This window comes from Prevotella pallens ATCC 700821 (genome assembly GCF_000220255.1).
Lineage (GTDB): Bacteria > Bacteroidota > Bacteroidia > Bacteroidales > Bacteroidaceae > Prevotella > Prevotella pallens.
In genome coordinates this window covers 648,087-671,213 of sequence record NZ_GL982514.1, presented here as the reverse complement: position 1 = coordinate 671,213, position 23,127 = coordinate 648,087, and the positions used below count along the sequence as shown (strand labels likewise).

Here is a 23,127-nt window from a genome sequence, read left to right as displayed (position 1 = left end):
TCTTGTTAAGGCTGTGCTTAAGCTATCTTAGCATTAGTCGTTTAACTTAGCGAAAACGTTCTTTTTATAGAGTTTGCTATTGTGGTATTACCAACATTGTTAGTCTTTAGGGCGTCCAACAAGGTGTCCTTTACCAATTGCGTAAACGTCGTCGATAACCATTTGGAAGCTAACAGGACGATTTTCGGCTTTTGCTCGTTCCTCTAACTTCTGGCGATGGAATATAACTAAGTCGTCGCTGAGTGGCATATTACCCATATTCAATAGTCGGATAGCACCTTGATTATCGCGTGCAGGCAACACTTTACCAGCGTTATACTTGCTTGGTGCAAATGGAATGTCAATCACTCCAGCCTCTATTGCAGCGCAAGTACCTACAGCCCAATCGCCCTTTCCAAGCTCTTCCACCTTATTAAGAATACATTCCATTTCGCGCATAATTATTTCGCTCTCGTCTATAACGGCAGGAATTTCGCGGAAGTTTTGGTCTTTTAGCATATTGATAACCTGCTTTGTGGCACGTAATCCGGCTGCATTTGCCTCCTTTGTAGGTATACCCATAGCCTCGTGTGGTGTTTTAACGATAACCTTTGTTGCCTTTGCCAATGCACCAGCAGCGGCTCCCCATGATATAACTCCAAAGGCTTTAGCTTCGTCTTGTGGGAATCCGCCCATCCATTGGTGGAACACTGTGGTTACACGAGCGTCCTTATAGCCAAACTTATCTAGGTATTTGCGTGTCATAATATCAAGCGAACGTATTGCAGCAACGTCCTGAATGAGGTTACCACACTGGCCATATCCAACAGTAAGGTCGCGTACTCCTTGTGTAGCAGCTAGCACTGCCTCTATTACAGCGACGGTATTTGATATGCAAGGAGGTATAAGTGTACCAGTAAGAGGTCCGAAGGGCTCTCTGTTTATAGATACTCCTGCTTCTTCGTATAGTCCAACTAAGCGGTCGGCATACTGCCAATGGTGAATTACTTGGTCTACTGGGTGTGCTTTAGAATATGGAATATTGTATGAGATACCTCCACCTTCGTATGATGTAAAACCACCTGCGATAGAGATTTCTGTAAGTAAACGTGCATCAGGAGTCCCGTGTCTAACCTGTACAGGGCTCTTTACTGCCGATGTAACCTTACGGCAAATGTCCACGCCATAGTTCACAATGGGGAATCCATTCAGCATTGAACGGTTGGTTTCGAAGCTTTTTTGAATACCAACTTCGCATTCTTTGTATCTGTTCAGACGTGTGTAGCTATCTACAGTAGATGGTAACAGGTCTGCTTCTCCTTCGTCTTCAAGGAATCGTAGTAGCTTTATATGTTCTTCATAGAGTGCTACTCCGGCGCGGGGTTGGATAAGAGTGTCGCCGTTTTCTACTGCTTTTTGTAGTTTATATGCAAAGCGTTTCTCTGGTGCAATACTCTTTTGGTAATCTACAGCCTCTTGGAAGTCTACGCCTTTTCCAGTCTCCCAATGTGTTAAGACGTCGGCTCTTTCTTTGAAAAACTCGTCGTCGGTTAGTTTTTTATTCTTTAATTCCATAATAGTAATATTAGTACTATTGACTATTTATATTTCCGTAATTTCCTTTTTCATAATGGATAGTGCCAGATGTGGCTCGAAATTGCTTAGCAATCCCATAGATGCGAAGATGTATTTCTTATCTAACATATACTTTGGAGCCTTTGGTTTGGCAAACATTGGGTCGCGCGATGCTTTCTTTTCTGCACCGCTTAGTATACTCTTAGGGTCTGAATTGTTTTTAATGGAGCCTCCAATACCTACTATAAATGGCACATCCGAGAGGTCTTTTCCTGTTAAGGTGAACACTTGTCCCATTGGTGTGTATGCTGGTTCGAAGTATCCGCAGTGTCTTTCTACGGCTACTTTCACGGCATTGCGTGCCAATCCTTGTTCAATGCGTGCTTCTTCGTCGTTTTGTGGAAGTGTTGCTGGTTCGGCAGCGCATCGTTTTATCCAGTTTTCTATCTTGTTTTGGTCTATTCCAAGTTCGTCTGCAAACACTTCCATATTTATTTCTTCCGCCATTGCGGTTAGGCTATAGCGCATTCCGAGGTCGCCTTCTACGGTGCGTTTGCTATATGGTTCTGGTAGACCTTTGGTTATAACTTCGGCTATTGTGGGTTCTCCTTTCGCCATAGAGTATATGTCTGTGGTTGCTCCGCCGAGGTCTACAGCCATCATATCGCCCATTCCTTCGTCGCGTCCGTACCCTTTGCTAAACAGTTCGCACCCTGTTAGTACAGCTAACGGTGTAGGTATGATGTCGTAACCGCTCATTTTTTGAATTCTTGTAAGTCCTTTTGCTTCAATAATTCGGCTAATAAACAGTTCTTTAATCTTTTGTTTTGCTGGGTTAATATTTATGACATTGAATTGTGGCATTACGTTTTCTGTAATGACACACTTCTTTTTATTAGATGCTTTAAATATTTGGTCGAGTTCGTAAGAGGCTGTTTTGTTTCCTGCAGCTATGATAGAGAAGTCGCGGTCGATAGCACATAGCCGTTTAGCATTGGCTATAATCACGTCTTTATTGCCACCGTCTGTTCCTCCACAAAGTAGAACTAAGTCGGGATTAATGTCGTAAATTTCTTGTTGTTCTGCCTGTGATATCTCGAACGAATATGTTTTTACAACCTTTGCACCTGCGCTTGATGCCGCCATTTTGGCAGCTTTTGCTGTAAGTTCGGGTACTAATCCAAGTGCAACCATCTTTAATCCACCGGCAGCACTACTGCAACAGAGTAGTCTATCGTATTCGAAGTGTCCTATTTGTGCTTCGAGTTGTTGCAAACCGTTATTAAATCCTTCCATAACATCGGTTTCGATGGTTGTGAAAGCGGCTGCAGTTCCAATAACGTTTCCTATCTCTGTGTCTATAGCTGTTAGCTTAGTGTATGTGCTTCCAAAGTCTACTGTAAGATATTTCATGTATTAATCTTCCTTTCCTAAAACTTTATCGAGGTCTTTAATAGAGATTTCGATGTCTGTTCCAGGAGGATATACTTTTGTGAAACCCATTGCGAGGAAACGTTTTTCAACATCTTCAAAGTTTTGTTTTCCCACTACGAGGTTACCACCAACAAAGATTGGAATACCTTTTAAGCCTGCTTCGTCGCATTTTTGGCGTAGTCCCTGGCAGTCTATTTCGCCATGACCATACATTGACGATACTAAAATGGCGTCTGCATTGGTCTCTATGGCAGCTGCGATATACTCTTCTTGTGCCACCATAACACCTAAGTTTACTACATTGTAGTTGTGCTGCTCGAGCGCAAAAGCAATAATTTTGTTGCCAACCGCATGTGCGTCAGCGCCAATAACTCCAGTTACTACTGTCTTTTTTTCCATAGCAATCTAATGAATTTGAGTTAGGTTCTATATATTTTCGTATATTTTTTGCAAACTTACAACCTTAATTCTTAAATGACAAAGAATTGTCCAACAAATTTCAAAAATTAACAATTGTTTACCTAAACGTATGTTTACACTGTCTTCTTTTTATCTTTTAACAGTTCGATTCGTCTATTATTCGGTTCTATTTTACATTCTATAACAAAATGGACGCTATATTTTTGTTGATAGTATGGCATAGTCTTGATCTATAATAACTTATACAACATTAAGGTGGGTGTAGTTTTTTCTTCATCTTTTTGTAGTTATGTAGATTTGTATTTCTGTAGTTTTTATGGTTGCTGTGGTGTATGTGTTTTTGCTATTCTTAGCATATTTGAGATAGTTTAGTGGGTATTGCATTTCAAAAACCCCCTTTTTGCACGTCAAAAACCATACTTTTGCACGGCAAAAAGGGGGTTTTTGCAATGCAAAAATAGGGTTTTTTATAACGCGTTGATACTTAGTTGGTTACTGAATTATATATTTAGCCTTTCTACACGGCACAAAATGGCTAATTAAGCAATGCCTACCCATACCGTGTTTGCGTATATTACACCTTATTATAATATAGGAGCCTATTATGAGAACGAAACGAAAACGAATTTAAGAAGATGGGAAAAGTGTTTATTTAGTCGTTGTCTAAACTTTGCTTTTGCACGAAAAATATTTTGAAATTGTTGGTTGTTGCCATATATATTTCGTAATTTTGCAGTGCGATTAAGATTTTTTTGGATTATATCCAATATGGTAAAAAGATTTTCAGATAGGGCAATAACACGATAAAAATATATTTCTCTTTCAGGAAGAAAGCAAGAAATGTGTTCAGGAATAACCACATTGCCCACTAAAAAAGATACACATAACAAACAAAAACAGAACATTATGAAGAAGACATTTATTTGTACTGTATGCGGATACATGTACGAAGGAACAGAAGCACCGGCAGAATGCCCAATCTGTCATGCTAAAACAGAGAAGTTTAAAGCATTTGATGCCAATGCAATTAAAGGTACAAAAACCGAAGAAAACCTTAAAACTGCATTTGCAGGAGAGAGTCAAGCACGTATGAAATACGACTATTATGCTGGTCAGGCACGTAAAGATGGCTACGAACAAATAGCAGCTCTCTTTGAAGAAACTGCCATAAACGAACGTATGCACGCTAAGTTGTGGTTTAAATTTCTACACGATGCTGGTATTCCAGACACTGTTGCAAACCTTAAAGATGCAGCTGCTGGCGAGAATTATGAGTGGACCGATATGTACGAAAATATGGCAAAAGAAGCTATGGAAGAGGGTTTCCCAGAGCTTGCAATTAAGTTTCGCACTGTTGGTGCTATTGAAAAGAAGCACGAAGAGCGCTATCGCAAGTTGCTAAAGAATATAGAAGACAAGGTTGTTTTCTCTCGCGATGGCTCTGCAATATGGCAATGTCGCCAGTGTGGCAATATTGTTATAGGTAAAAATGCACCTGAAGAATGCCCAGTTTGTGGTCACCCACAGAGCTATTTCCAGTTGCAAGAAAACAATTTCTAAGCAATTTAGCCTTTAAAAGGGCAGTGTTGGCAGTTTAATCTCTCCATTCTTCTGCTGCCAATACGTTGCTAAGAAACATAAAAAGCGGAATGCCCAATATGGCATTTCGCTTTTTTTATGCCATTGAAGTGCTATTCAATAAAAGCAAAAATATAGCGCATATTGCACATAAAAGCGGTGTTTATACCCTACAAATGGCAGTGAGTACATAACATTTTGCCTTTTTCCTTCGCTAAATACGTTTAAAATATGTAAGTTTGCAACAAGAAACATTTAACCTTTAAACCCAAACAAAATGATAAAAGAGTATATAAAGGAAAACCAAGACCGAATACTTGAAGAGCTATTCAGTCTGATTCGCATACCCAGTGTGAGTGCTCAACCCGATAAACACGGTGCCGATATGGTGCGTTGTGCCGAACGTTGGAAAGAATTGTTGCTAATGGCGGGTGTAGATAGGGCAGAAGTAATGCCAACAGATGGTAATCCTGTGGTGTACGGAGAGAAGATTGTAGACCCTGCAGCCCGTACAGTTCTTATCTATGGACACTACGATGTGATGCCAGCAGAACCTTTTGAACTTTGGAAAACCGAACCTTTTGAACCCGTAATTAAGGACGGACGTCTATGGGCAAGGGGGGCTGACGACGACAAAGGTCAGTCGTTTATTCAGGCAAAGGCATTCGAATATATTGTTAAGAACAACCTATTAAAGCACAATATAAAGTTTATACTCGAAGGAGAAGAGGAAATTGGCTCGCCAAGTTTAGAGGCTTTCTGTAAAAAACATAAGGAATTGCTGAAGTGCGATGTAATTTTGGTATCGGATACTAGTATGATTGCCAAAGACATACCATCGCTAACAGTGGGTCTGCGTGGCTTAGCCTACTGGCAAATAGAGGTAACTGGACCCAACCACGACCTACATTCGGGCCACTTTGGTGGAGCTGTGGCAAATCCAATAAACGTGCTCTGCAAACTAATAACCGATGTTACAGACAAAGATGGCAAGATTCAGTTCCCCGGTTTCTACGACGATGTAGAGGAAGTATCGCCAGAAGAACGTGCAATGGTGGCACAAATACCTTTCGATGAGGCTGCTTATAAAAACTCGTTAGACGTTGATGAGCTGTTCGGAGAGAAGGGTTACAGCACCATAGAGCACACTGGCTTCCGTCCAAGCTTTGATGTTTGTGGCATTTGGGGTGGTTATCAGGGCGAAGGAGCTAAGACTGTGATACCTTCTAAGGCATACGCAAAGCTATCATGTAGGCTTGTTCCACACCAAGATCATGCAAAAATAGGGCAGATGGTGGTAGATTATTTCCAACGTGTAGCACCTAAAACCGTGAAAGTAAAGGTAGAATCGATGCACGGTGGGCAGGGTTATGTGTGTCCAATAGACCTTCCTGCCTACAAAGCAGCCGAGCGTGGGTTTGAAAAAGCCTTTGGTAAACGACCCATTGCAGCACGTCGTGGTGGCAGCATTCCTATTATTGCAACCTTCGAAGAGGTGCTTGGTGTGAAGACAGTACTTATGGGTTTCGGCTTAGAATCGAACCTTATTCACTCTCCAAACGAGAATATTCAGCTCGATATGTACTGGAAATCTATCGAAGCTGTTATTAATTTCCATCTGGAATACGACAAGTTGTAAACACGAAAGTCCATAGAAAACGTTGTGTTTCTATGGACAACATTTATAGAAGCTGGCTGTTTTGCTTTATAAAACTATAACGAGAACCATTGTTCTTGGATATTTTTTAGGTGTAAAACAGCCATCTTTGCTTTCTAAAACTCCTAACTATATTAATATTTCTAACAACTTTTGTTGGCACAAATAGGGTGTCTTGCTACTCCAGAATATCTATTGTGCACCGCATAAAAGCAAAAAGGGCACACCAGAAAGCCTGGTATGCCCCAACTAATACTATGTGACTACATTAAAAAACCAACTTAATAGTCTTGTCACCCACCTTTACGATGTAAGCACCGTGCTGTGTTAAGGCTACGCGAATGTTCTTTTCGCCCTTGTTATTGTACACAAGTTGTCCGTCGAGAGTATATATTTGGACGTTTTCGCCATTGATATTGTTTACGTAAACATTGTTGCCTTCCATCTTAACCACTGCTTTAGAAAGACCAATATTGCTAATACCGTTGGCTGTGCCCACCTTCTTTAGTTCGCTAAACTTACTTTCTACGTATTGTTTTTTTACGTTTCTATCGCTGTTTGTCTTGAAAGCTGTTACACGATGACTAACATCTGACTTACCAACAAATGCAGGAATGGTAATGTCTACCTTAGGTTCTTGTAACCATCTACGGAATATGAATGGGTCGTTAAGGCTTTCTCCTGCCTGATATTTCTGTGTAATCTTCAGGTCGTCGAGGTAGAGATGCTCGTCAGCATATACAGCGTAGATACCTATTATAGACTTTTTTGAACCCTTAGTAAAGTTTATTGTGAAGTTTTTCCAGTCGCCATTAACAGCCTTTGGATAGCCTTCGGGGTATATAAGTTCTGCTTGTTCGTAGTCGCAAGTGGCTTCGTTGTAGTTGAAAAGAGCGAAAGCCGCTTGTGTATAAGCAGTGAACTCGTTGTTGTTTTCATCTATTGCGATAGTCGAAGCTCCGGCTAATTTAACATTAACAGTGAATTTTCCACCATCTTTAGACATATCCATCTCTGGCGAAATAAGTCCTGCGTCTTGGTGGTTGTGGTAATATTGCCAGCCGTCTAAGCATATATAGTCGGTGTAAGGTGCATATTGTGTACCTTTCCAACCTGCTTGTTTCATTTCTGGAATATAGTAAGAGTCGTACGAACCTGGGTTAGGATCTTCTTTAGTCCACCCTGTAAGGTTTCCATCAGCGTCTTTAACGCCTGTGAAATCTTCGTTTGTAACTACAAATTCGCCAGTTTTGTCGGCTTTACGGTCGTAGTATGCAATGTAGTTATAGCGTTCTGCTGAAGGAACAGTACTCCATTCTGCAGTGTATTTATTCCTATCTAAGTTGGTAACATCCTTCAAAACAGGAGCCTCAAGGTTATATACGAACATCTTATCAGATGGTATTGATGTATAATTATCCTTAGTTGCAGCCACATTATAGAAGTATGTTTGTCCAGACGTTGCACCTGTTACGTGGAACTTATTTGTGGTAACGGGCTTGTTTTCGAATAGATATTCAGCCTTGCCAGTTTCCTTATTGAGTGTGAAAACATTCACTTTGTAGCCTGTAGCACCCTCTACTGGTGTCCAATTAGCATCGAAACTGGTACCCTCATAGTTGGTATGTGGCAATGCGGTTGGTGTGCCAATGTGTTGTTTAACTGTGAAAACTTCGATGTTGTCGATATACACTGGTGCCATAACCGACACGATATTGAAGAGTGTATATTCGCCTCCGCCATAGAAGAACATAGAATATTCTTTCCATTCTGTGCTGAGTTGAGGAAGTGCAGCACTACCCATCATGCGCCAAGAGGGCGACATATTGAAGGTTTCGGCAGCCTCTACCATAACTTGTGGGTTATCTCCGGCGTTCTTAGCACGTGCTTTAAATCGAATCCAAGCTATGCCTCCGTTTGCGGCTACGTTAAGCATTGGCGTGTTAATGTGTGCCATATCGTTTGGATTAGAGTCCAAATAAACAGTTCCGCCTGCGGGATATGCGTTGCCAGAACCCCAACCTGCTTGTTTAAAATATTCGTCTTTGGTGTTAATCCAAGGGTATTCAAACTCGTCTTTAATTATGTTTGCCTCTGTATCGGGGGTAGCTTCGCTTCCTGAAGTCATCTTTGCGAAGTCTTCAAACATTACTTGCTGTTCTTCTCCATACGGATTTGCAGCCTTATAAACTGTTGTTAGGGGTACGTTAGCCACATTTTTGTTGAGGCTAAAGGCAGCTGTTGTAATTTTAGACTGCTGCGGTAGTACGCTTCGTGTAAGCTTTTGAACCTCGTTTTGAGTGTTTTGCTGAGCAGAAACAGTGGCTGTTGCTGCCATTGTTAAGGTTGCCGCAAGGGCTAATTGTAAATAGTTTTTTCTCATAAACGTAAGAATGTAATGAATAATAGTACTTGATTTATATACTGAAGGCACATTTTAGGGTTTCCACATTGTGGCAGACGATTTGTTTTTTCGCCGTACTTTCTGTGCCTTTCTATTTTTCTAAGCTATCCACTTTTGGCATTTCCCGATGTATATTTGGTAATACATCTTGTGTTTAGGGGTGGATTCTTCTCGATTTAGGGGCAAAAACACTATAACTATTGTTGATAGAGTCTGCCTGATATCGATATATTTGGTTTTTATTTCTATATCTCTCTGTATTCGTCCGCTAATTTAGTAATATTCTTTAGAACGGCAAAAGGTAGACTGTAATATCTTTATTTTTTTTATCTTTTTCACATTTTGCGCCACATTTTCGCCTTTTATGGTGGCTGATAACTATTTTTTAAGTTTTCTGATGGTGAGTAAATCTATTGCGATAGTGTGGTGTGGTGTGTATAATAAGAGTGTGTATACATTATATATAATGTGCTGTTGTGTGTTGTTTCTGTGCTATGGTGTAATGGCATTACATTTTAGGGAAAACAAAAGTATAGTTTTTGTTTTTTGAAAGTTGTATAGTTGCAAATTGTTCGTTGGGTGTTTTCGTGGTTGAACGTAGATATTTCACGGAGTGTTCACCATATTATTTCAATCTGTTAGCAACGTTATTAGCAGACCGTTAGCAGCTGTAGGGGACCGATTTATCGCGCCCGCAAATCCGTATATATCCACAAAATGACGAACGGATATGTGTGTGCAATGAAATGAATATGCGTATTTGATAATGTGGAAATGTGTTTGCGATGAAACGAATATGTGTATTTGATGATGTGAAAATACGGATTTGACAATGTAAGGATACGGGCACGATGAATCGGCCCCTACGCCTGGCGGAGTGTTTCGTGGCTGTTTTTGGGGTGTTCGTTGCACATTCACGGAACGTTTGTAATGCGTTCGCTATCTGTACGTTACATATCCGCAAAACAAAAGTATGGTTTTTGCCGTGTAAAAGTATGGTTTTTGGCGTGCAAAAAGGGGGTTTTTGTATTGCAAAAGTATGGTTTTTGATTTTTGAATGTTATGTTGTTGCAAATCGTTCGCACGTATTTCGTGGTTGAATGTGGATATTTTGCGGAGTGTTTGCCATATTATTCCAATTCGGCAGCAGCGTTATTAGCGGACCGTTAGCAGCCGTAGGGGACCGATTTATCGTGCCCGCATATCCGTAAATGCCACAAAATGGGGAACAGAAATGTGTTTGCGATGAAACGAATACACGTATTTAATAATGGGAAAATACGGATTTGGCAAAGGAAAAATACGGGCACGATGAATCGGTCCCCTACGCCTAACGGTGTGTCTGTGGGAAATTTCGTAAGGCGTATATGCGATTTATTGTGTCCCGAATGCACATAAATCTGCAAAATAAATGGCGTATTCCTATTGTAAATGTCGTGATTTATAATGTTTTTAACACGGCATCAGTTGGTTTTGGTGTATGTATGGACACAAAAAATATGCCCCCACAGCTTGCGAAATGCGTGTAATGGGCTGTAAGGGGACAGGTTTTGGTGTTGCGCCAACGTTATGCGTATGAGTGCATACCCCCCAAAATGTAGTTCACTCCGAAGTATGTCATAAGAATACTAAGGAAGGCTATAAGCATAAAAAGGTGGTATATGTTTGGCTTTCGAAACTTAGGCAGACTCTGAAAGTGTAGGGGAATGGCATAAATCATAAAGGTTATGAGTGCCCATGTCTCCTTTGGATCCCACCCCCAATAGTTTCCCCAGCTGATGTTTGCCCAGATAGCACCAATGAATATGCCCAGTCCGAGCGTGGTAATGGCAGGGTATAAGAAGATTTGAGAGAGGGTAGTGAGTTGCGAATTAATCTGAACGATATTGGTTTTGGTGCTTCGTTGCGTACAGAAATATGCCACTGCACAAACAAAAGTGAGCGAAAGTAGTGCATACGATACCATAATGATGCTGACATGTATGCTTAACAGCGGACTGTTTAGTACGGGCATACGAGGCGTTATGCTGGGGTCCATTTCGCCCAAATGGCTAACCAACAGCATAAAACCACTGGCAAGCAGTCCGAAAGTAGTCATAATTTGGAGTTTGCGTGTGGTTGCTATCGATACAATCATAATGAGCCACGACAGAAGAAGCATAGTTTCGTAGCCATTGGCAATGGGTATTGTTCCGTTTATTATCCACCGCAGCGCCAGTGTAAAGGTGAGAACGCACCACGACACAGCCATAAGCCACGTGAAAAGAGCATAGCGACGTGGACGAGTAAGGAAGAAAACGGAGAGCAAACCAAGTGTAAGGTTCACTATGAAGAGTACTGTAGCAAACGGAAAACTGTTGTAAATGTGTTCGGCACTTATAGCTATGCCAGCTGGTATGGTGGTACTGCCATAGCGATATTGATATTTTTGTAATTTAGAAATCAGTTCGTTGAGCGTGCTAACCTTGTTTTGCACAGCCAGTTGCCCAGCTAACGAAAGAATAGAACGTATGTATTGTTGTTGTGCTGCAGGCATAGAATGTGGCAGTTTGCCAGTAGGTGCAAACCAGTTTACACTTCCATTGGGCGCTGTATAGGGAAATATTTTTAGCGTTTCGCCCTGTATCAAGTTCATCAGAAGCATAAGTTTGTCGTCGGTATCAAGTATTTCCTTGCCTATTCCATCTTGTGCGCCCTGTGCATCTTGTAGATATGGACCTAAGATATAGCCCTGACTGTTAAACAAACTACTGGGCGCGATGTATTCGTTCAGGTGCATTTTGGTTCGCATTTCGCTACCCTTTATTTGTAAAATGGGTTCGCCCATCCATTCTTTTTGCCAGAACAAGAAACCAGTAAGTATCTGACAGGGTGTAAAACCCTTATAACTGGCTTTGCCATAAAGCTTTTTAGTGAAGTCGATGGCATAAGTTTCTATTGGGCAGATGCGTCCGTTGTATACTATTAATAGTTTTCCAAACTGGTTGGCAGTAGTTTTTGGCAATGTGGTTTGGGCATTTGCTGCTGCACTGAATAGCAAAAGCAATATAGAAACGGTTCCTTTTGCAACGTTGTTGCGGAGCAAACGGCGGAAGTTTCCTTTGGGTTCAACAAGCATTGCTACCAATGCAAAGAACAGAAGAGCATAGCCTGTGTAGGTAACGGGAATGCCGTAGGGGTCTGAATTTACGGAAAGATAAGACCCTTTCATATCTTCGTCGAAACTGCTTTGGTAGAGACGGACACCCGCCCCCGTGTATATGTTGTTCATAGATATATTCTGTTGCGACCTTTTATTGTCCTTAACAATGGTTACATTCGATGCGTAGTCCATAGCAGCCATATTTCCTGCATGGTAAGAAACGTTGAATTTGTTGAGCAAAATGGTAAAAGGTAGTTTTTCGTTTTCACCATTTTTGTTAATATAAATGGTAGTTGCTTTGCCTTGTCGGAGGTGTATAATGCCTTGTTTTGCGGTGAGGTGGGTGAGCAATGCCCCTGCAAGAATAACAACAAACGATAGGTGTAAGAGCACAATAATGGGGCGACGAACCTTTTGTTTTATGAAGTAGACAATGCCAAGAGCCGTGCCTATAGCCCACAAAAGACTGAACCACCATGCTCCGAAAATGTTATCTGAAACGTAATCTAAACCAGTATACTTTCCAATAATGGTTGCAACCGCCATTACAACTATAATAGCTATGTATACTTTTTGTAGTGTTTTCTTTACTTGCATGTGCGAAATAATAATTCAAATCTGCCATTAGGCAGTCTGTTTACCTCTTTTTGTATATGTAAAATAGCATTCAACATTCAACATCTTATTTGTTTTTGGCTTGTGTTTTTATTATTCCCGATGCCGTTTTTTACTGTTCTGTCCCGATAATATTTAGCCAAACCTATAATAAAATAAGATGTATGCAAATACTAAAATCCTATTGGAGAAAAAGAAGAAGATGGATATCGTTTTTGCGGATAGCATCTTCTTCTTAATAAGTATGATAGAATTTAATGTTCGTTAGATAGAACGTATGAACTTAACTACAGCATCGCGGTCTGCCTTTGGCAAGTTATAGAACTTGAAAGCAGCATTGTATGCCTGACTATTCTTGCTGTATGCGTGCCACATAATAGCCTCTATCTCGTTTCTAGCACGTGCATCGTGTAGTCGGTCTTCAACTCCAGAGTTAAGAAGAGATAGTCCTCGTCCCCACAAAGGAGTTGTTCGGCACCACGAACCGTGTATATCGTTCTTCATATCGAGCTTGTGTTGAATGAAGTCAGTGTATGGATAGATGGTTTGATGTGCATATTTAGGCAGCTGTTTGTTGCCCAAAATTACAGATGATCCATGGTTGTCGGCACCTGTTGTCCACGAAGCGCGGTGGCAATGAGCACACCCTAACTCGCCAGTAAACAGTTCCTTACCACGTTGAACAGCCTTGTCGTTGAGGTTTCGAGCACGTGGGACGGCAAGACCTCTGTGCCAAACCATAAATGAATGGTAGGCATCGTCGCTCATTTCAGGCTTGAAATTGAAGTAAGGATTGTTGTAAAGGTTTACATTATCGTTAGGAGAGAGCAGGTAAGCAAGTGCTTTTTTAATACCTTCGCGTGTACCATCGTTGTAGTAAGGGTGCACGTATGATGATGGGTTGGCACCATTTTTCTGTATGTAATCTATTACGTTGTTGTTCTCTGACATAGCTTTTGCCCATGGTTCGGTAGAGCAAATGTGCTTAATATCAGAGCGAAGTACGTTTAATTCGTCCCATAAAGCAACGTCGTTTTCCAAACAACCATCGAGCAAGTCGTAGTTGAAGCGCTTCACAAACTTGTTTCCGAAAGCGTCTTCTGCCCATGCGTTAGGCTTCAAAGTCTTGGTAGTGTTGTCGAAAAACTCAGGATTAAGCTCAACAAATCTACCTTCTTGCTTGTATTGTGCCTCTAAATCTTCGTTTGAAATGGCATCAATTAAGCCCAAACCTTGGAAGTTGCACGATGCAATAAGGCGTACTTCGTAGCCACTTGGCTTAGGATCGGTGTTGAAAGCAGTCTGTGGAATGCTAACAGAAGGGTATCGTAGGCTAAATTTTTCGCCGTCGGGGAACTGCATTGGTAGTCCGCTTGGCATAGAAGAAACGTTGTGCCAGGTGATATTAATCTGTTTTGGATCTACAGGAGGTAGGAAAGGCTCCACTGCTTGTAGCATTGTAAAGGTAGTTAATTGGTCTACTGGCGTACCATTATTGCTACCGGGTGCATCAGGATAGTACACCGAAACAATGTAACCATTACCCATTACAGGATCCATATTATCGCGACTGTGTCCGTGTGCATAGCCTCCAGCGTGGCAATATTCGCATGAACGGCGTGAAGCAATAGGTCCCCAACCATTGTAAGGAGGTGTGCTCAGCGTGTATTTGGCACTTGCCATCATATCGCCTTGGTTGAAACGATTGAGCAATCCTTGCTGTTCTATAGCAGGAGTGTTATCTTCGTAACAGCCTGTATTTACGTTTTCGGTGGTTCCAAGTTGCCCCCCCGGATACCATTCATCCGCTTTGAAGTTGCCGACAGCTTGTCCAACATATTTTGTTTCAGGCTCTTGTGGCTGGTCGGGACCAGGCGGCGTAACGTCGTCCGAGCACGCAACAAGCGAACAAAGAGCTGTTGCGGCAAACAGATAGCTAAAAAAAGTGTTGTGTTTCATAATGCTTTATTAAATTAATATATGTTCGAAAACGTAGCCTTACCGTATGGCAAAGCTACGTCTCTAATATCTTTAGTAGTTAGATTAAACCTCGAGGCTTATTTATCAACCTGTTGGTTAATCCATGCTCCTGCCTTTCCAAGTTCATCGTTGAGTGCTTGTACCTTATCAATACAGTTCTTAACCTGAGCTGCACCAGGGTTATCTATGAATGCAACACCACTCTTCTTTGCAGTTTCCAAAGCACCAATAGCTTCGTTAAGTGCATTGTTCAAGTCGTTGTATCCAGCGTAATTGTACTTCTTTAGGAAGTTCATGATAGAGTTATCTACAGGAGTTGAGATATTCTCTGTACCACGAACACCATACAAAGAGTTCTTAATAGAGTAGATATTGTCCTGATAATCTTGGAAAGAACGCTTGCTATAAGGAGACTCAATGTAGTTTGCTGCATCTTCAGATGTACCAGTTCCAGTTGCAACACGGTATGCCTGACCAAGTTTTTGTTCGGCTACTTCGTTGCAAATGTTGCCACAACCGCCATCGAATATGTTCTGTAATGCTTCGTGCCATGTTGGGAACCAGCCTTGTTCTGTAGTAGCATAGCGCAAGAAATCGCGGTATGGTATGTTCTTAGCAGATAGTCCGTGGTAACGTGTTCCATTGATAACCCACATTGCATTTGCCAATTGCTCTTGATGAGAAGTAGGTGTTGAAAGTCCTAACCAGCCGTATTCCAACAGATAAGTCATATTGCGAAGGTCGCCAGCAACGGCAACTGCGAAGGCAGCTTCGTCTATAGTCTTAACAGAAGTAAGGCCTGCTTCGGTTTCTTTTTCTGCGTTAAAGGCAGCAACTGTACGGTTTTGACCATTGCGGAAGAGCACGAATTCCAATCCGTGGAAGCCAAGTACTGAGTCGAAGTTACTGTTATTCTCGTACACATACTTAGCTGGATTCTCACCAGTAATACCTGCAATAACGTCAGCATTGTTCAAAGCTTGTGTCAATTGGCTATGGTCGAGAGGCCAAGAGTCGATATGTGGGTCGATTTGGTTATCGGTAGCGGCACCATAAAGGAAAGCTTCGCTCTGTTCCCAATCGCGTCTTGCATCTTTGAAAGCTGCGCAAGCTGCGTCTATATCGTTCTGTGTTAGTGTTCCAGCCTTACGTTTTTGGTAAAGGTTTTGGCATGTTTTGTAGAGAACATCTGCCTTGTTAGCCAAATCTTGATATGTTGGTTTAATAACTGCATCGAGATAGTTAGAAATAATCTTACCCATTTCTGTTTTCTGTGCATTTGCTTTACTAGCACTTTCTGCCTGTTCGAGAGTTGTTTGTTGTTCCTCTGTTACGAGCGGACTTGGTGTTACATCGTCGCTACTGCTACATGAAACGAAACCTGTTGAGAGGGTTCCTGCAAGCAGAAGCATTGCTAATTTTGTTACCTTTTTCATTGTTGTCTGAATTAAAAACTTAATGTTTATGATTTTATTTGATGGAATAAAATATCTTTTAGTTAGTCAGTTGCATTCTTTGTGGGTTGCAAACGTGGTGTGTTTCTCCTTATAGGAAGAAGCCTTCGTATGCAACTCCAATGTTGATAGCTGGTTCGTCGTTGTATCCTTTCTTGAGGTTTCGATAGTTATATTCTGCCTTTATGGCTATCTGTGGTATTGGATAGTAGTTTACACCAGCAGCAAAAATGGTTTTGTTGGTCCACTTTTTGGTTGTGCCATGTATGTAAGAGTCGTAGTGTTCAATGTGTCCGAAGAGATAAAGACGTTGGTTGTCGGCACGCAACTTACTAAATTGTGAGAAGATATCGTAACCAAACTCGAACATCATAGCCATTGCGTGGCTGCCAAAATACTTTCCGTTTCCTGTTTCGTATGGCTTAACGTATTGTGTGTTAGGGTATGCCAAGTTAGAAATTTCCTTTGCATTGCTAACGTAACCATAGTCTATATTTCCTCGTGCTATCCAATTGTAGCGATTGTATGTAAAGTCTAAGCTACCAAGATAGATGTTTCCTTTTATCTTTTTCTTTGCTCCGCGTTCGCTATCGTGTGGCACATTGTTGTGCATAGACTGTCCTGTGTATGCACTAACGCCTATGCGTAAGCCTGGAACAGAATAGTTGTCGATGCGTACGAGTGCTCCATACTTGTTAGCAACCTCGAATTCGAATGGATTTGATGTACCTTTCTGAATCCAATTGGCACGGCTGAAGTGGTAAGCATCTAAGCCTGCGATGAATTGTGCCTCGTATTTGAAGTCGCCTTTACGTCCCCAAAACGATACACCTGTCTGGTGCCATGTGCTTGGAAGTATGGTATTTTCGCCTTCTGGGCGATATACGGTGAAGAAGTTCAGCGGTTCGTGGTGTGCGTTTACTAATCCGAAAGGCACTACAATGTGTCCTGCTCTGATGTTAAATGCACTTCCAAACGATTTCTGAAGCCAGAATTGTTCTAGTTCAACCTCGCCTCCTTTTTCGGTTTCGTTCTCGAATTCAATGGCTTCATCTGCCTCGTATTCTATTGAAGAGCCAGATCCACCATGTTCAAATTCTATTTCTGAGCCCATACTCCAGCCCTTTCCGAAGTTGTATCCTAAATAGATTACTGCATGGGGGATATCAAATCTGCCATGACTGGGGTCGTTTTTATAAAGTCGTGGTGTAGTGTAGCGGTTTCCGTTGTCGCTATAAAAATTGCGCGAAAAGGCTGCTTCGCCATATCCTCCTAAGCTAAGTCTGTTTCCTTTTACATGGTTCATCACCGAATCTACCGCATTTATTTGTGCCTTTGCTGTAGTTGTTACTCCACACAACAAAGCTCCTGCAAATAATGTTGTGATTATCCTGCTCATAAAATCTACCTTTTTTGTTGTATATACTTATAATAATTGATTGCAAAAGTAGTTCTTTTTCTCTTTTGGTGCAATACCTAAATGTTATGTATTTTTAGGTGAAAATGGTTTACTTTAGTACAAAAATACCTACATTAGGGTATATGTTCTATATGTTTTAGTGTTTAAAATGCTCTTGTATGGCTATTTTATTTTGTAAACATCATCTGAAATGGGGAGCGGATGCTATGTTTCTATTTAACGAAATGGGGGCAAAGTTGATGCTATTACAATGAATTGTGATACAATTTAAGGGGTCTACTCTCTGGTTAGAAGTGTGATATATATATAATAAGGTGTAATCTGCAATGCAAAAGTATGGTTTTTGTTTTTTGAATGTTATGTTGTTGCAAATCGTTTGCAACGCATTTCGTGGGTGAATGTGAATATCTCACAGAGTGTTTGTAACTTGTTCTTTATCTGTATGTTACATAATCGTCATACAAAAGTATGGTTTTTGCCGTGTAAAAGTATGGTTTTTAGCGTGCAAAAAGGGGGTTTTTACAACGCAAAAAGTGGGTTTTTGAAAGAGCATATAGGTATATTGGGTGTGTGAATTGTTCTAACGAGCTATGTGATAGATTGCTATGTACAACCCTTGACGGTGCTTTTGTTTGTAGAAAGGGTAGGAACAAATGGATACGGAGAGCCTAAAACGACTGTTAATTATACAAAAAGGTAGGCAGAAAATGAAGGGTGTATAAAGTTATTTTTATAACTTTGTTTCCAACAGTCATTGTTGTTTGCTAACTTCTTTACTCGTTCGCAACAGCCGAATTAAGCATATTGTGGACAAGGAATCCCCGAAAGAATAAAATCGAAACGCATAACCAATGAATATAAAACAGCAAGGATGCAAGCAGCGGACAACCTGATGATATAAGCAAATGCAACTATGGAAAGATTCAGAAGCCTAATTTTGTGCATCATACTGGTAGCCTTTGCTACGGCAAACTATGCACAACCTATTAGAAAAAGACAACCAACAGTGCGCAAAACTGTAACGCACAAAAATTATTATGCACTGGCAATAAAGGCAATAAAGGCAAATAATCTTGCCGAACTCGATGCCAACATTAAGCACATTGGCAACATCGACTCGCTGATAGCTGCAGACAATTATCACGCTTATACACTTTTGGGGTATGCATTACTGTATAAAAACAAGACTGCTACACAGAAACTTATTGAAAGAAAGGCTGATATTGGCTGTGTTTGCTCTGACGATGTGTTTATGTACGATGCTCTTTATATGGCTATAAACAATGCCGATATGAATCTTGTAAAGCAGTTGTTGGCGTTAGGAACCGATCCTAACCAGCCTTATAACGAAGATGGGCTGTGCCCGTTGATGATGTGTTGCGACCTGAACAACGTTCCAATGGCATCTCTTTTATTAGAAAGTGGTGCAAAAGCCGATGGCGTAGGCAATCTCGGAGGCGATAATGTAAGTTTTCCTTTAATAGTTGCGGTAGAGAAGAAGAATACAAACATGGTGCAATTGCTGCTGAAACACGGGGCAAAACGAAATGTAAAGAACAATACAGGGCAAACTCCCATCTCTATTGCACGTAGCCAAAAGTTGGCAAAAATCATAAAAATGTTGGAGAAAAGGTAACGCACCGCCACAGCAAATATGCCTGACATCAACATAATAGAACAACTAAAACAGCATAACAGTATGACGAAAAGAATATTTTATATATTGGTTGGTCTCCTTTTCTTTGTAGGTTGTCGCCAAACTAGCGCAAACTTAGCATCAACAAAAGTAGTGCAACGCAATGGCAAAGCGAAAAGTCTGTTGCAGGAGAAAAGCGATACAAAAGAGCAGAGAAATAACAATGCCACCACAAACTGGGACGCTATCCATGCAAAATATGCAGCTATGAAGTATAAAACGGAGGATAGCTGGGAACTTGTGTGGTATAAAGACTACACGAAATACTCGGATAGCAGTCCCATTGATGAGCTGAAAAGTATGAAAATAAAGCTTTTCGGCGACTCAATACTTTACTTAAACGGCAAGAAACTGAAGGTTTGTCGCACCGTACGCGACCCTTTTATGTATCAACGCGATGCCCTTTACTATCCTTCTCTCGCAAAATACTTTGCCAATTTAGGCATCAACATTACCAAATCTGTCCCCGTTCTGCTTCTGCAATCCACTATGAAAGACGTTTACAGCGATATGCTGGAATACATTTACACGGGCAAATATCTTGCATTATACTGCAAAGGATATGTCGGAGTATACAAGTACATCAGTCGAAAAAATCAAGGTTTGCCATCTCCAACCGCACATTTAGTGTATACAGATGCCGATTTGTATAAAGATATTGATAAAGAAATGAGCAGCAAACACGCCCGGCAATACAACATACGTGCATATAAAGGTAAGCTGAAGATGCTTTCTGGCGACCGCATAGATGAAATGGAAAGTGGCGGTGGGTTCGATTTTGTGAAACTACCCAGCTATAAAGGCTTCCCCATATTTGTTTGTTTAGACTATAACGAGGACGATGAGTTCCTTATATTCACCTATCGTAACAACTCTATAAGTATTGATAACTGTATCGAAGTCTTAGCCTTCAGCTCTTACAACAACGAAAAAGAAAGTTTTGCAATATACTCTGACGGAACTATATACGTAAAAACTGTAGATGGAAAGAAAGTTCACATAACCGTTTATCGCATTAATGATGAAGGCGATTTCTATGAATTGAATTAAAAACCTCATCGAAAATGTAGACGGAAGCGTTACAATAATAGTGTATCGGATACTGTATTTTAAATATATATAGCAGACTAAATAGACCAGCCGATTGGCTTTCTCGCTTTTGTGTTGTGTATATGCCTATTATGTATAATGTGTAATGCTTCTTTTGAATCTACCTTTTATATTGTGGGCGATTGTTTTTTGTTTTTTTAGGACGCAGAAATAAGCATCTGTGGAATAGTTAGCGAACAATTGCTTTTATGTGTTTTTTTGTGCTTTGAGATATTAAGGTGTTATAGTTTGTTGTGTTTTTAGCGCAATTAAGCAAAGTAATATGCGAAAATAGTTTGCAATATGAAATTAAAATATTATATTTGCACACATAAAAGCATATAAAACAACAATCTAATAAAACAAACAAAACGCCCTATACCTCTGCTACGGTGTTGCTCTAAACGAGTTTTTACAGAGAGGTTTAATGCTTATGAAAAAATATTTTATACCCAATGTATGTAAAGTTGCTATGTTATTGCCACTAATATTTATGTTTTTGTTTCCTGTTTGTAGTAAGGCACAAGTGCAATACGACCTTTCTGTTGGTGGCGAGAAGGTTTGTTCTGCAAATTATAACGACCTGACTGTGGTGAAAGGAGTAAGTGGGACGGTTAAATATGACCCTGATACAAAAACACTAACCTTGCAAGATGCAACAATAGACACACCAAATAAAAATCCGATAGAATCGCAAATAGAAGGTTTAACAATAAAAATTGTCGGTGTAAATAAAGTTACTTCTAGTGGATTTCCATCTATGTTATTTCATAAACCAGCAACTATAGTAGGTGATGGAACACTCGATGTAGGCGGTGATGGTTGGGTTGGTATCTTCGTTCTTAGTACTACACTCACCATAGATAATTGTACACTAAATGTGAAAGGTGCACAATATGGTATAAATGGATTAGGAGGAAAAGACGATAAGATTGTTATTAGGAATGCAACTGTTAGTGCTGAAGGAAAAAAGAATGGTTCTGTTCGTGATATTGCCGAGCTTACGCTGATTGGTTGTAAGATTTCTGAACCAGAAGGAGCTGAATTTGATTCGATGTTACACGCAATAATATTAAACGATAAAATCTTAAAAGAGAAAGTTGTTATTGCGAAAGACCCTACAATGGTAGATATGCCGAATGCAGAAAAGGTGTCTCGCTCAAAAGTTTATACGCTCAATGGTATATGCGTGCAGGGTGAATTGGAAAATCAACCAACAGGTGTGTATATAGTGAATGGTAAGAAAATAGTGAAGAAATAACTATCTACACATTGTTTTAGTCCGATTTAACGTATCTTTGTGAAGCAAGACAGCTACGAATATTTCCATATTACAGATAAGATGCGATTTAAGAACAAGCAAGATAAGTCTACCATTGTTTACAACGAATATATTGTGCTTACTAACATTCCAGAAAAGGCATATCGCTATATTGTGAATGGAAAGTCGGCAATTGAATGGATTATGGACCGCTATCAAGTAAAAACAGATAAGAAGTCGCTTATTAAGAACGATTGTAACGATTGGGCACGTGAGCACAACCAACCACGTTATATTTTTGATTTGTTGCAGTTGGTTATCAATCTTTCTATCCAGACAGTTGATATTGTAGAGAGTTTACCTAAACTTAAATTTGATAATTAATAACTTATGAACAAAAAAAGTTTCTTTATTGGTATGTTGTCGGGTGTTGTTCTGACAATAGTTGCTTTGGTTGTTATTGCCTTTGTAAGACAAAAGAACAACGAAGACGATGCTATACAGCGTCTTGAAAAGCCTGTTAGCTATGAAAACAAAAAGATAACATCGTTTAAGGTGTTTCAGGTGATTGGTGAAGATGCTGCTTTAGCAAAAGAAATATCTGACAAGGAATTAGATATGTATCTTGGCAATACGGTTGTGCTGATTGGTAAAGACTTTTATAGTGATCAGGTTATCACAATAAAGAATCCTAAACGAATAGGAACATATAGCTATACCAACAATGGTGGTATGCCAAAGACAGTGCCTATCATTGAAGGAGAAATAACTTCTAACTAACATTCAATAAGAATCTTGATGACTGGTGCTTTGGCGGCTATCACCATACTATAACATCGTCGGTGTTAGAAAGCACTGGTTGGGCATTCTTAGTGTTGATAAGCAGTAGGGTGTAGATGTATTCGTATTGACGAGAATTGTATTGCAACGAAAATTGAACTGTGCCACCATTGGCAGAGAATGTTGTTACAAAAGGGTCGGCTGCCAGTTGCTGTTGCGCATCGTGTGGCAAGAGGTGTGTTTCGTAGTAGTTCTCGAAGATGGGATTGCCGTAACGGGTGCGATAAATATTGGTTAATATTCGGTAGCTTCGTAGTGGATTGTTTACGTTGGTGAAGAAAATGCGCACCGTGTCTACTTGGTCGTTGGTGTTTTTTCCTATTTCAACGATGCATGGAATGCTTTCGAAACGTCCGCTAAGAATAGTGTTGGTTTTGTTTATGGGCAGTCGGGGTGGGGCAGTTTCTGTTTTAAAACCTTTTGCCATTAACGAATCGGCAAAGGCTGTGGCTGTATTGTTGAGCGAAATTCCACAGAATGTAAGGTGTTGATGCTCAACAATTGTGGTGTTTTGTGCTTTTAAAAATGTGCAAGACAATAGTAGAAATGAAGCGAAAAGAACTCTCATATAAGAATAACGTGT

General features: G+C 40.4%; 15 protein-coding genes and 1 pseudogene. 7 read left to right on the top strand and 9 right to left on the bottom strand.

Annotation, left to right across the window (positions count from 1 at the left end):
• Positions 1-99: 99 nt before the first annotated feature.
• From HMPREF9144_RS11955 to glmS, 3 genes are read right to left on the bottom strand one after another with little or no spacing between them, the layout of a single operon-like run.
• Positions 100-1,554 (bottom strand): methylaspartate mutase subunit E, encoded by a 1,455-nt coding sequence (locus HMPREF9144_RS11955; RefSeq protein ID WP_006046375.1) that lies wholly within the window; start codon positions 1,552-1,554, stop codon positions 100-102.
• A gap of 27 nt (positions 1,555-1,581) precedes the next feature.
• Positions 1,582-2,967, bottom strand: coding sequence for a methylaspartate mutase accessory protein GlmL (gene glmL, locus HMPREF9144_RS11950; RefSeq protein WP_006046374.1), 1,386 nt, complete (start codon positions 2,965-2,967; stop codon positions 1,582-1,584).
• Between the two features lie 3 nt (positions 2,968-2,970).
• Positions 2,971-3,387 carry a methylaspartate mutase subunit S gene (gene glmS / locus HMPREF9144_RS11945; protein WP_006046373.1) on the bottom strand — a complete coding sequence of 139 codons (417 nt, stop codon included), beginning with the start codon at positions 3,385-3,387 and terminating at the stop codon, positions 2,971-2,973.
• A gap of 927 nt (positions 3,388-4,314) precedes the next feature.
• Between glmS and rbr the strand changes: the two genes are divergently transcribed.
• Entirely contained in the window at positions 4,315-4,968 is a 654-nt protein-coding gene (rbr, locus tag HMPREF9144_RS11940; protein WP_040595923.1) for a rubrerythrin, read from the top strand.
• A gap of 295 nt (positions 4,969-5,263) precedes the next feature.
• Positions 5,264-6,625, top strand: a complete 1,362-nt coding sequence (locus HMPREF9144_RS11935) for a dipeptidase (protein WP_006046370.1) — start codon at positions 5,264-5,266, stop codon at positions 6,623-6,625.
• A gap of 286 nt (positions 6,626-6,911) precedes the next feature.
• On the opposite strand, the gene HMPREF9144_RS11930 is transcribed toward HMPREF9144_RS11935, so the two are convergent.
• The 5 genes from HMPREF9144_RS11930 to HMPREF9144_RS11910 all read right to left on the bottom strand — a co-directional run bounded on the left by HMPREF9144_RS11930 (position 6,912) and on the right by HMPREF9144_RS11910 (position 17,637).
• Complete coding sequence (locus tag HMPREF9144_RS11930; protein WP_006046368.1) at positions 6,912-9,026, bottom strand: hypothetical protein; 2,115 nt, start codon at positions 9,024-9,026, stop codon at positions 6,912-6,914.
• 1,588 nt (positions 9,027-10,614) lie between these two features.
• Entirely contained in the window at positions 10,615-12,786 is a 2,172-nt protein-coding gene (locus HMPREF9144_RS11925; RefSeq protein WP_006046365.1) for a cytochrome c biogenesis protein CcsA, read from the bottom strand.
• Positions 12,787-13,068: 282 nt separating this feature from the next.
• Entirely contained in the window at positions 13,069-14,763 is a 1,695-nt protein-coding gene (locus tag HMPREF9144_RS11920) for a di-heme oxidoredictase family protein (RefSeq protein ID WP_006046364.1), read from the bottom strand.
• Positions 14,764-14,861: 98 nt separating this feature from the next.
• Positions 14,862-16,220 carry an imelysin family protein gene (locus tag HMPREF9144_RS11915; RefSeq protein WP_006046363.1) on the bottom strand — a complete coding sequence of 453 codons (1,359 nt, stop codon included), beginning with the start codon at positions 16,218-16,220 and terminating at the stop codon, positions 14,862-14,864.
• A gap of 109 nt (positions 16,221-16,329) precedes the next feature.
• Positions 16,330-17,637 (bottom strand): putative porin, encoded by a 1,308-nt coding sequence (locus HMPREF9144_RS11910; protein WP_006046362.1) that lies wholly within the window; start codon positions 17,635-17,637, stop codon positions 16,330-16,332.
• A gap of 934 nt (positions 17,638-18,571) precedes the next feature.
• On the opposite strand from HMPREF9144_RS11910, the gene HMPREF9144_RS11905 reads away from it, so the two are divergent.
• The 5 genes and pseudogenes from HMPREF9144_RS11905 to HMPREF9144_RS11885 all read left to right on the top strand — a co-directional run bounded on the left by HMPREF9144_RS11905 (position 18,572) and on the right by HMPREF9144_RS11885 (position 22,484).
• Positions 18,572-19,294, top strand: coding sequence for an ankyrin repeat domain-containing protein (locus HMPREF9144_RS11905; RefSeq protein WP_006046360.1), 723 nt, complete (start codon positions 18,572-18,574; stop codon positions 19,292-19,294).
• Positions 19,295-19,312: 18 nt separating this feature from the next.
• Positions 19,313-20,404, top strand: coding sequence for a hypothetical protein (locus HMPREF9144_RS11900; RefSeq protein WP_006046359.1), 1,092 nt, complete (start codon positions 19,313-19,315; stop codon positions 20,402-20,404).
• A gap of 472 nt (positions 20,405-20,876) precedes the next feature.
• Entirely contained in the window at positions 20,877-21,704 is an 828-nt protein-coding gene (locus HMPREF9144_RS11895) for a hypothetical protein (RefSeq protein WP_040595922.1), read from the top strand.
• Between the two features lie 48 nt (positions 21,705-21,752).
• Positions 21,753-22,088 (top strand): annotated as a pseudogene (locus HMPREF9144_RS11890) (type ISP restriction/modification enzyme); the annotation flags it as partial.
• Between the two features lie 6 nt (positions 22,089-22,094).
• Positions 22,095-22,484 carry a hypothetical protein gene (locus HMPREF9144_RS11885; protein ID WP_006046355.1) on the top strand — a complete coding sequence of 130 codons (390 nt, stop codon included), beginning with the start codon at positions 22,095-22,097 and terminating at the stop codon, positions 22,482-22,484.
• Positions 22,485-22,524: 40 nt separating this feature from the next.
• Here the strand turns inward: HMPREF9144_RS11885 and HMPREF9144_RS11880 are convergent, their stop codons facing one another.
• Positions 22,525-23,112, bottom strand: coding sequence for a hypothetical protein (locus tag HMPREF9144_RS11880; RefSeq protein WP_006046354.1), 588 nt, complete (start codon positions 23,110-23,112; stop codon positions 22,525-22,527).
• Positions 23,113-23,127 lie beyond the last annotated feature (15 nt).

What these genes read in the sequence shown, in the direction of transcription:
- HMPREF9144_RS11955 (WP_006046375.1), bottom strand. Translation starts at nt 1,554, where the DNA reads ATGGAATTAAAGAATAAAAAACTAACCGACGACGAGTTTTTCAAAGAA.
- glmL (WP_006046374.1), bottom strand. Translation starts at nt 2,967, where the DNA reads ATGAAATATCTTACAGTAGACTTTGGAAGCACATACACTAAGCTAACA.
- glmS (WP_006046373.1), bottom strand. Translation starts at nt 3,387, where the DNA reads ATGGAAAAAAAGACAGTAGTAACTGGAGTTATTGGCGCTGACGCACAT.
- rbr (WP_040595923.1), top strand. Translation starts at nt 4,315, where the DNA reads ATGAAGAAGACATTTATTTGTACTGTATGCGGATACATGTACGAAGGA.
- HMPREF9144_RS11935 (WP_006046370.1), top strand. Translation starts at nt 5,264, where the DNA reads ATGATAAAAGAGTATATAAAGGAAAACCAAGACCGAATACTTGAAGAG.
- HMPREF9144_RS11930 (WP_006046368.1), bottom strand. Translation starts at nt 9,026, where the DNA reads ATGAGAAAAAACTATTTACAATTAGCCCTTGCGGCAACCTTAACAATG.
- HMPREF9144_RS11925 (WP_006046365.1), bottom strand. Translation starts at nt 12,786, where the DNA reads ATGCAAGTAAAGAAAACACTACAAAAAGTATACATAGCTATTATAGTT.
- HMPREF9144_RS11920 (WP_006046364.1), bottom strand. Translation starts at nt 14,763, where the DNA reads ATGAAACACAACACTTTTTTTAGCTATCTGTTTGCCGCAACAGCTCTT.
- HMPREF9144_RS11915 (WP_006046363.1), bottom strand. Translation starts at nt 16,220, where the DNA reads ATGAAAAAGGTAACAAAATTAGCAATGCTTCTGCTTGCAGGAACCCTC.
- HMPREF9144_RS11910 (WP_006046362.1), bottom strand. Translation starts at nt 17,637, where the DNA reads ATGAGCAGGATAATCACAACATTATTTGCAGGAGCTTTGTTGTGTGGA.
- HMPREF9144_RS11905 (WP_006046360.1), top strand. Translation starts at nt 18,572, where the DNA reads ATGGAAAGATTCAGAAGCCTAATTTTGTGCATCATACTGGTAGCCTTT.
- HMPREF9144_RS11900 (WP_006046359.1), top strand. Translation starts at nt 19,313, where the DNA reads ATGCCTGACATCAACATAATAGAACAACTAAAACAGCATAACAGTATG.
- HMPREF9144_RS11895 (WP_040595922.1), top strand. Translation starts at nt 20,877, where the DNA reads ATGAAAAAATATTTTATACCCAATGTATGTAAAGTTGCTATGTTATTG.
- HMPREF9144_RS11885 (WP_006046355.1), top strand. Translation starts at nt 22,095, where the DNA reads ATGAACAAAAAAAGTTTCTTTATTGGTATGTTGTCGGGTGTTGTTCTG.
- HMPREF9144_RS11880 (WP_006046354.1), bottom strand. Translation starts at nt 23,112, where the DNA reads ATGAGAGTTCTTTTCGCTTCATTTCTACTATTGTCTTGCACATTTTTA.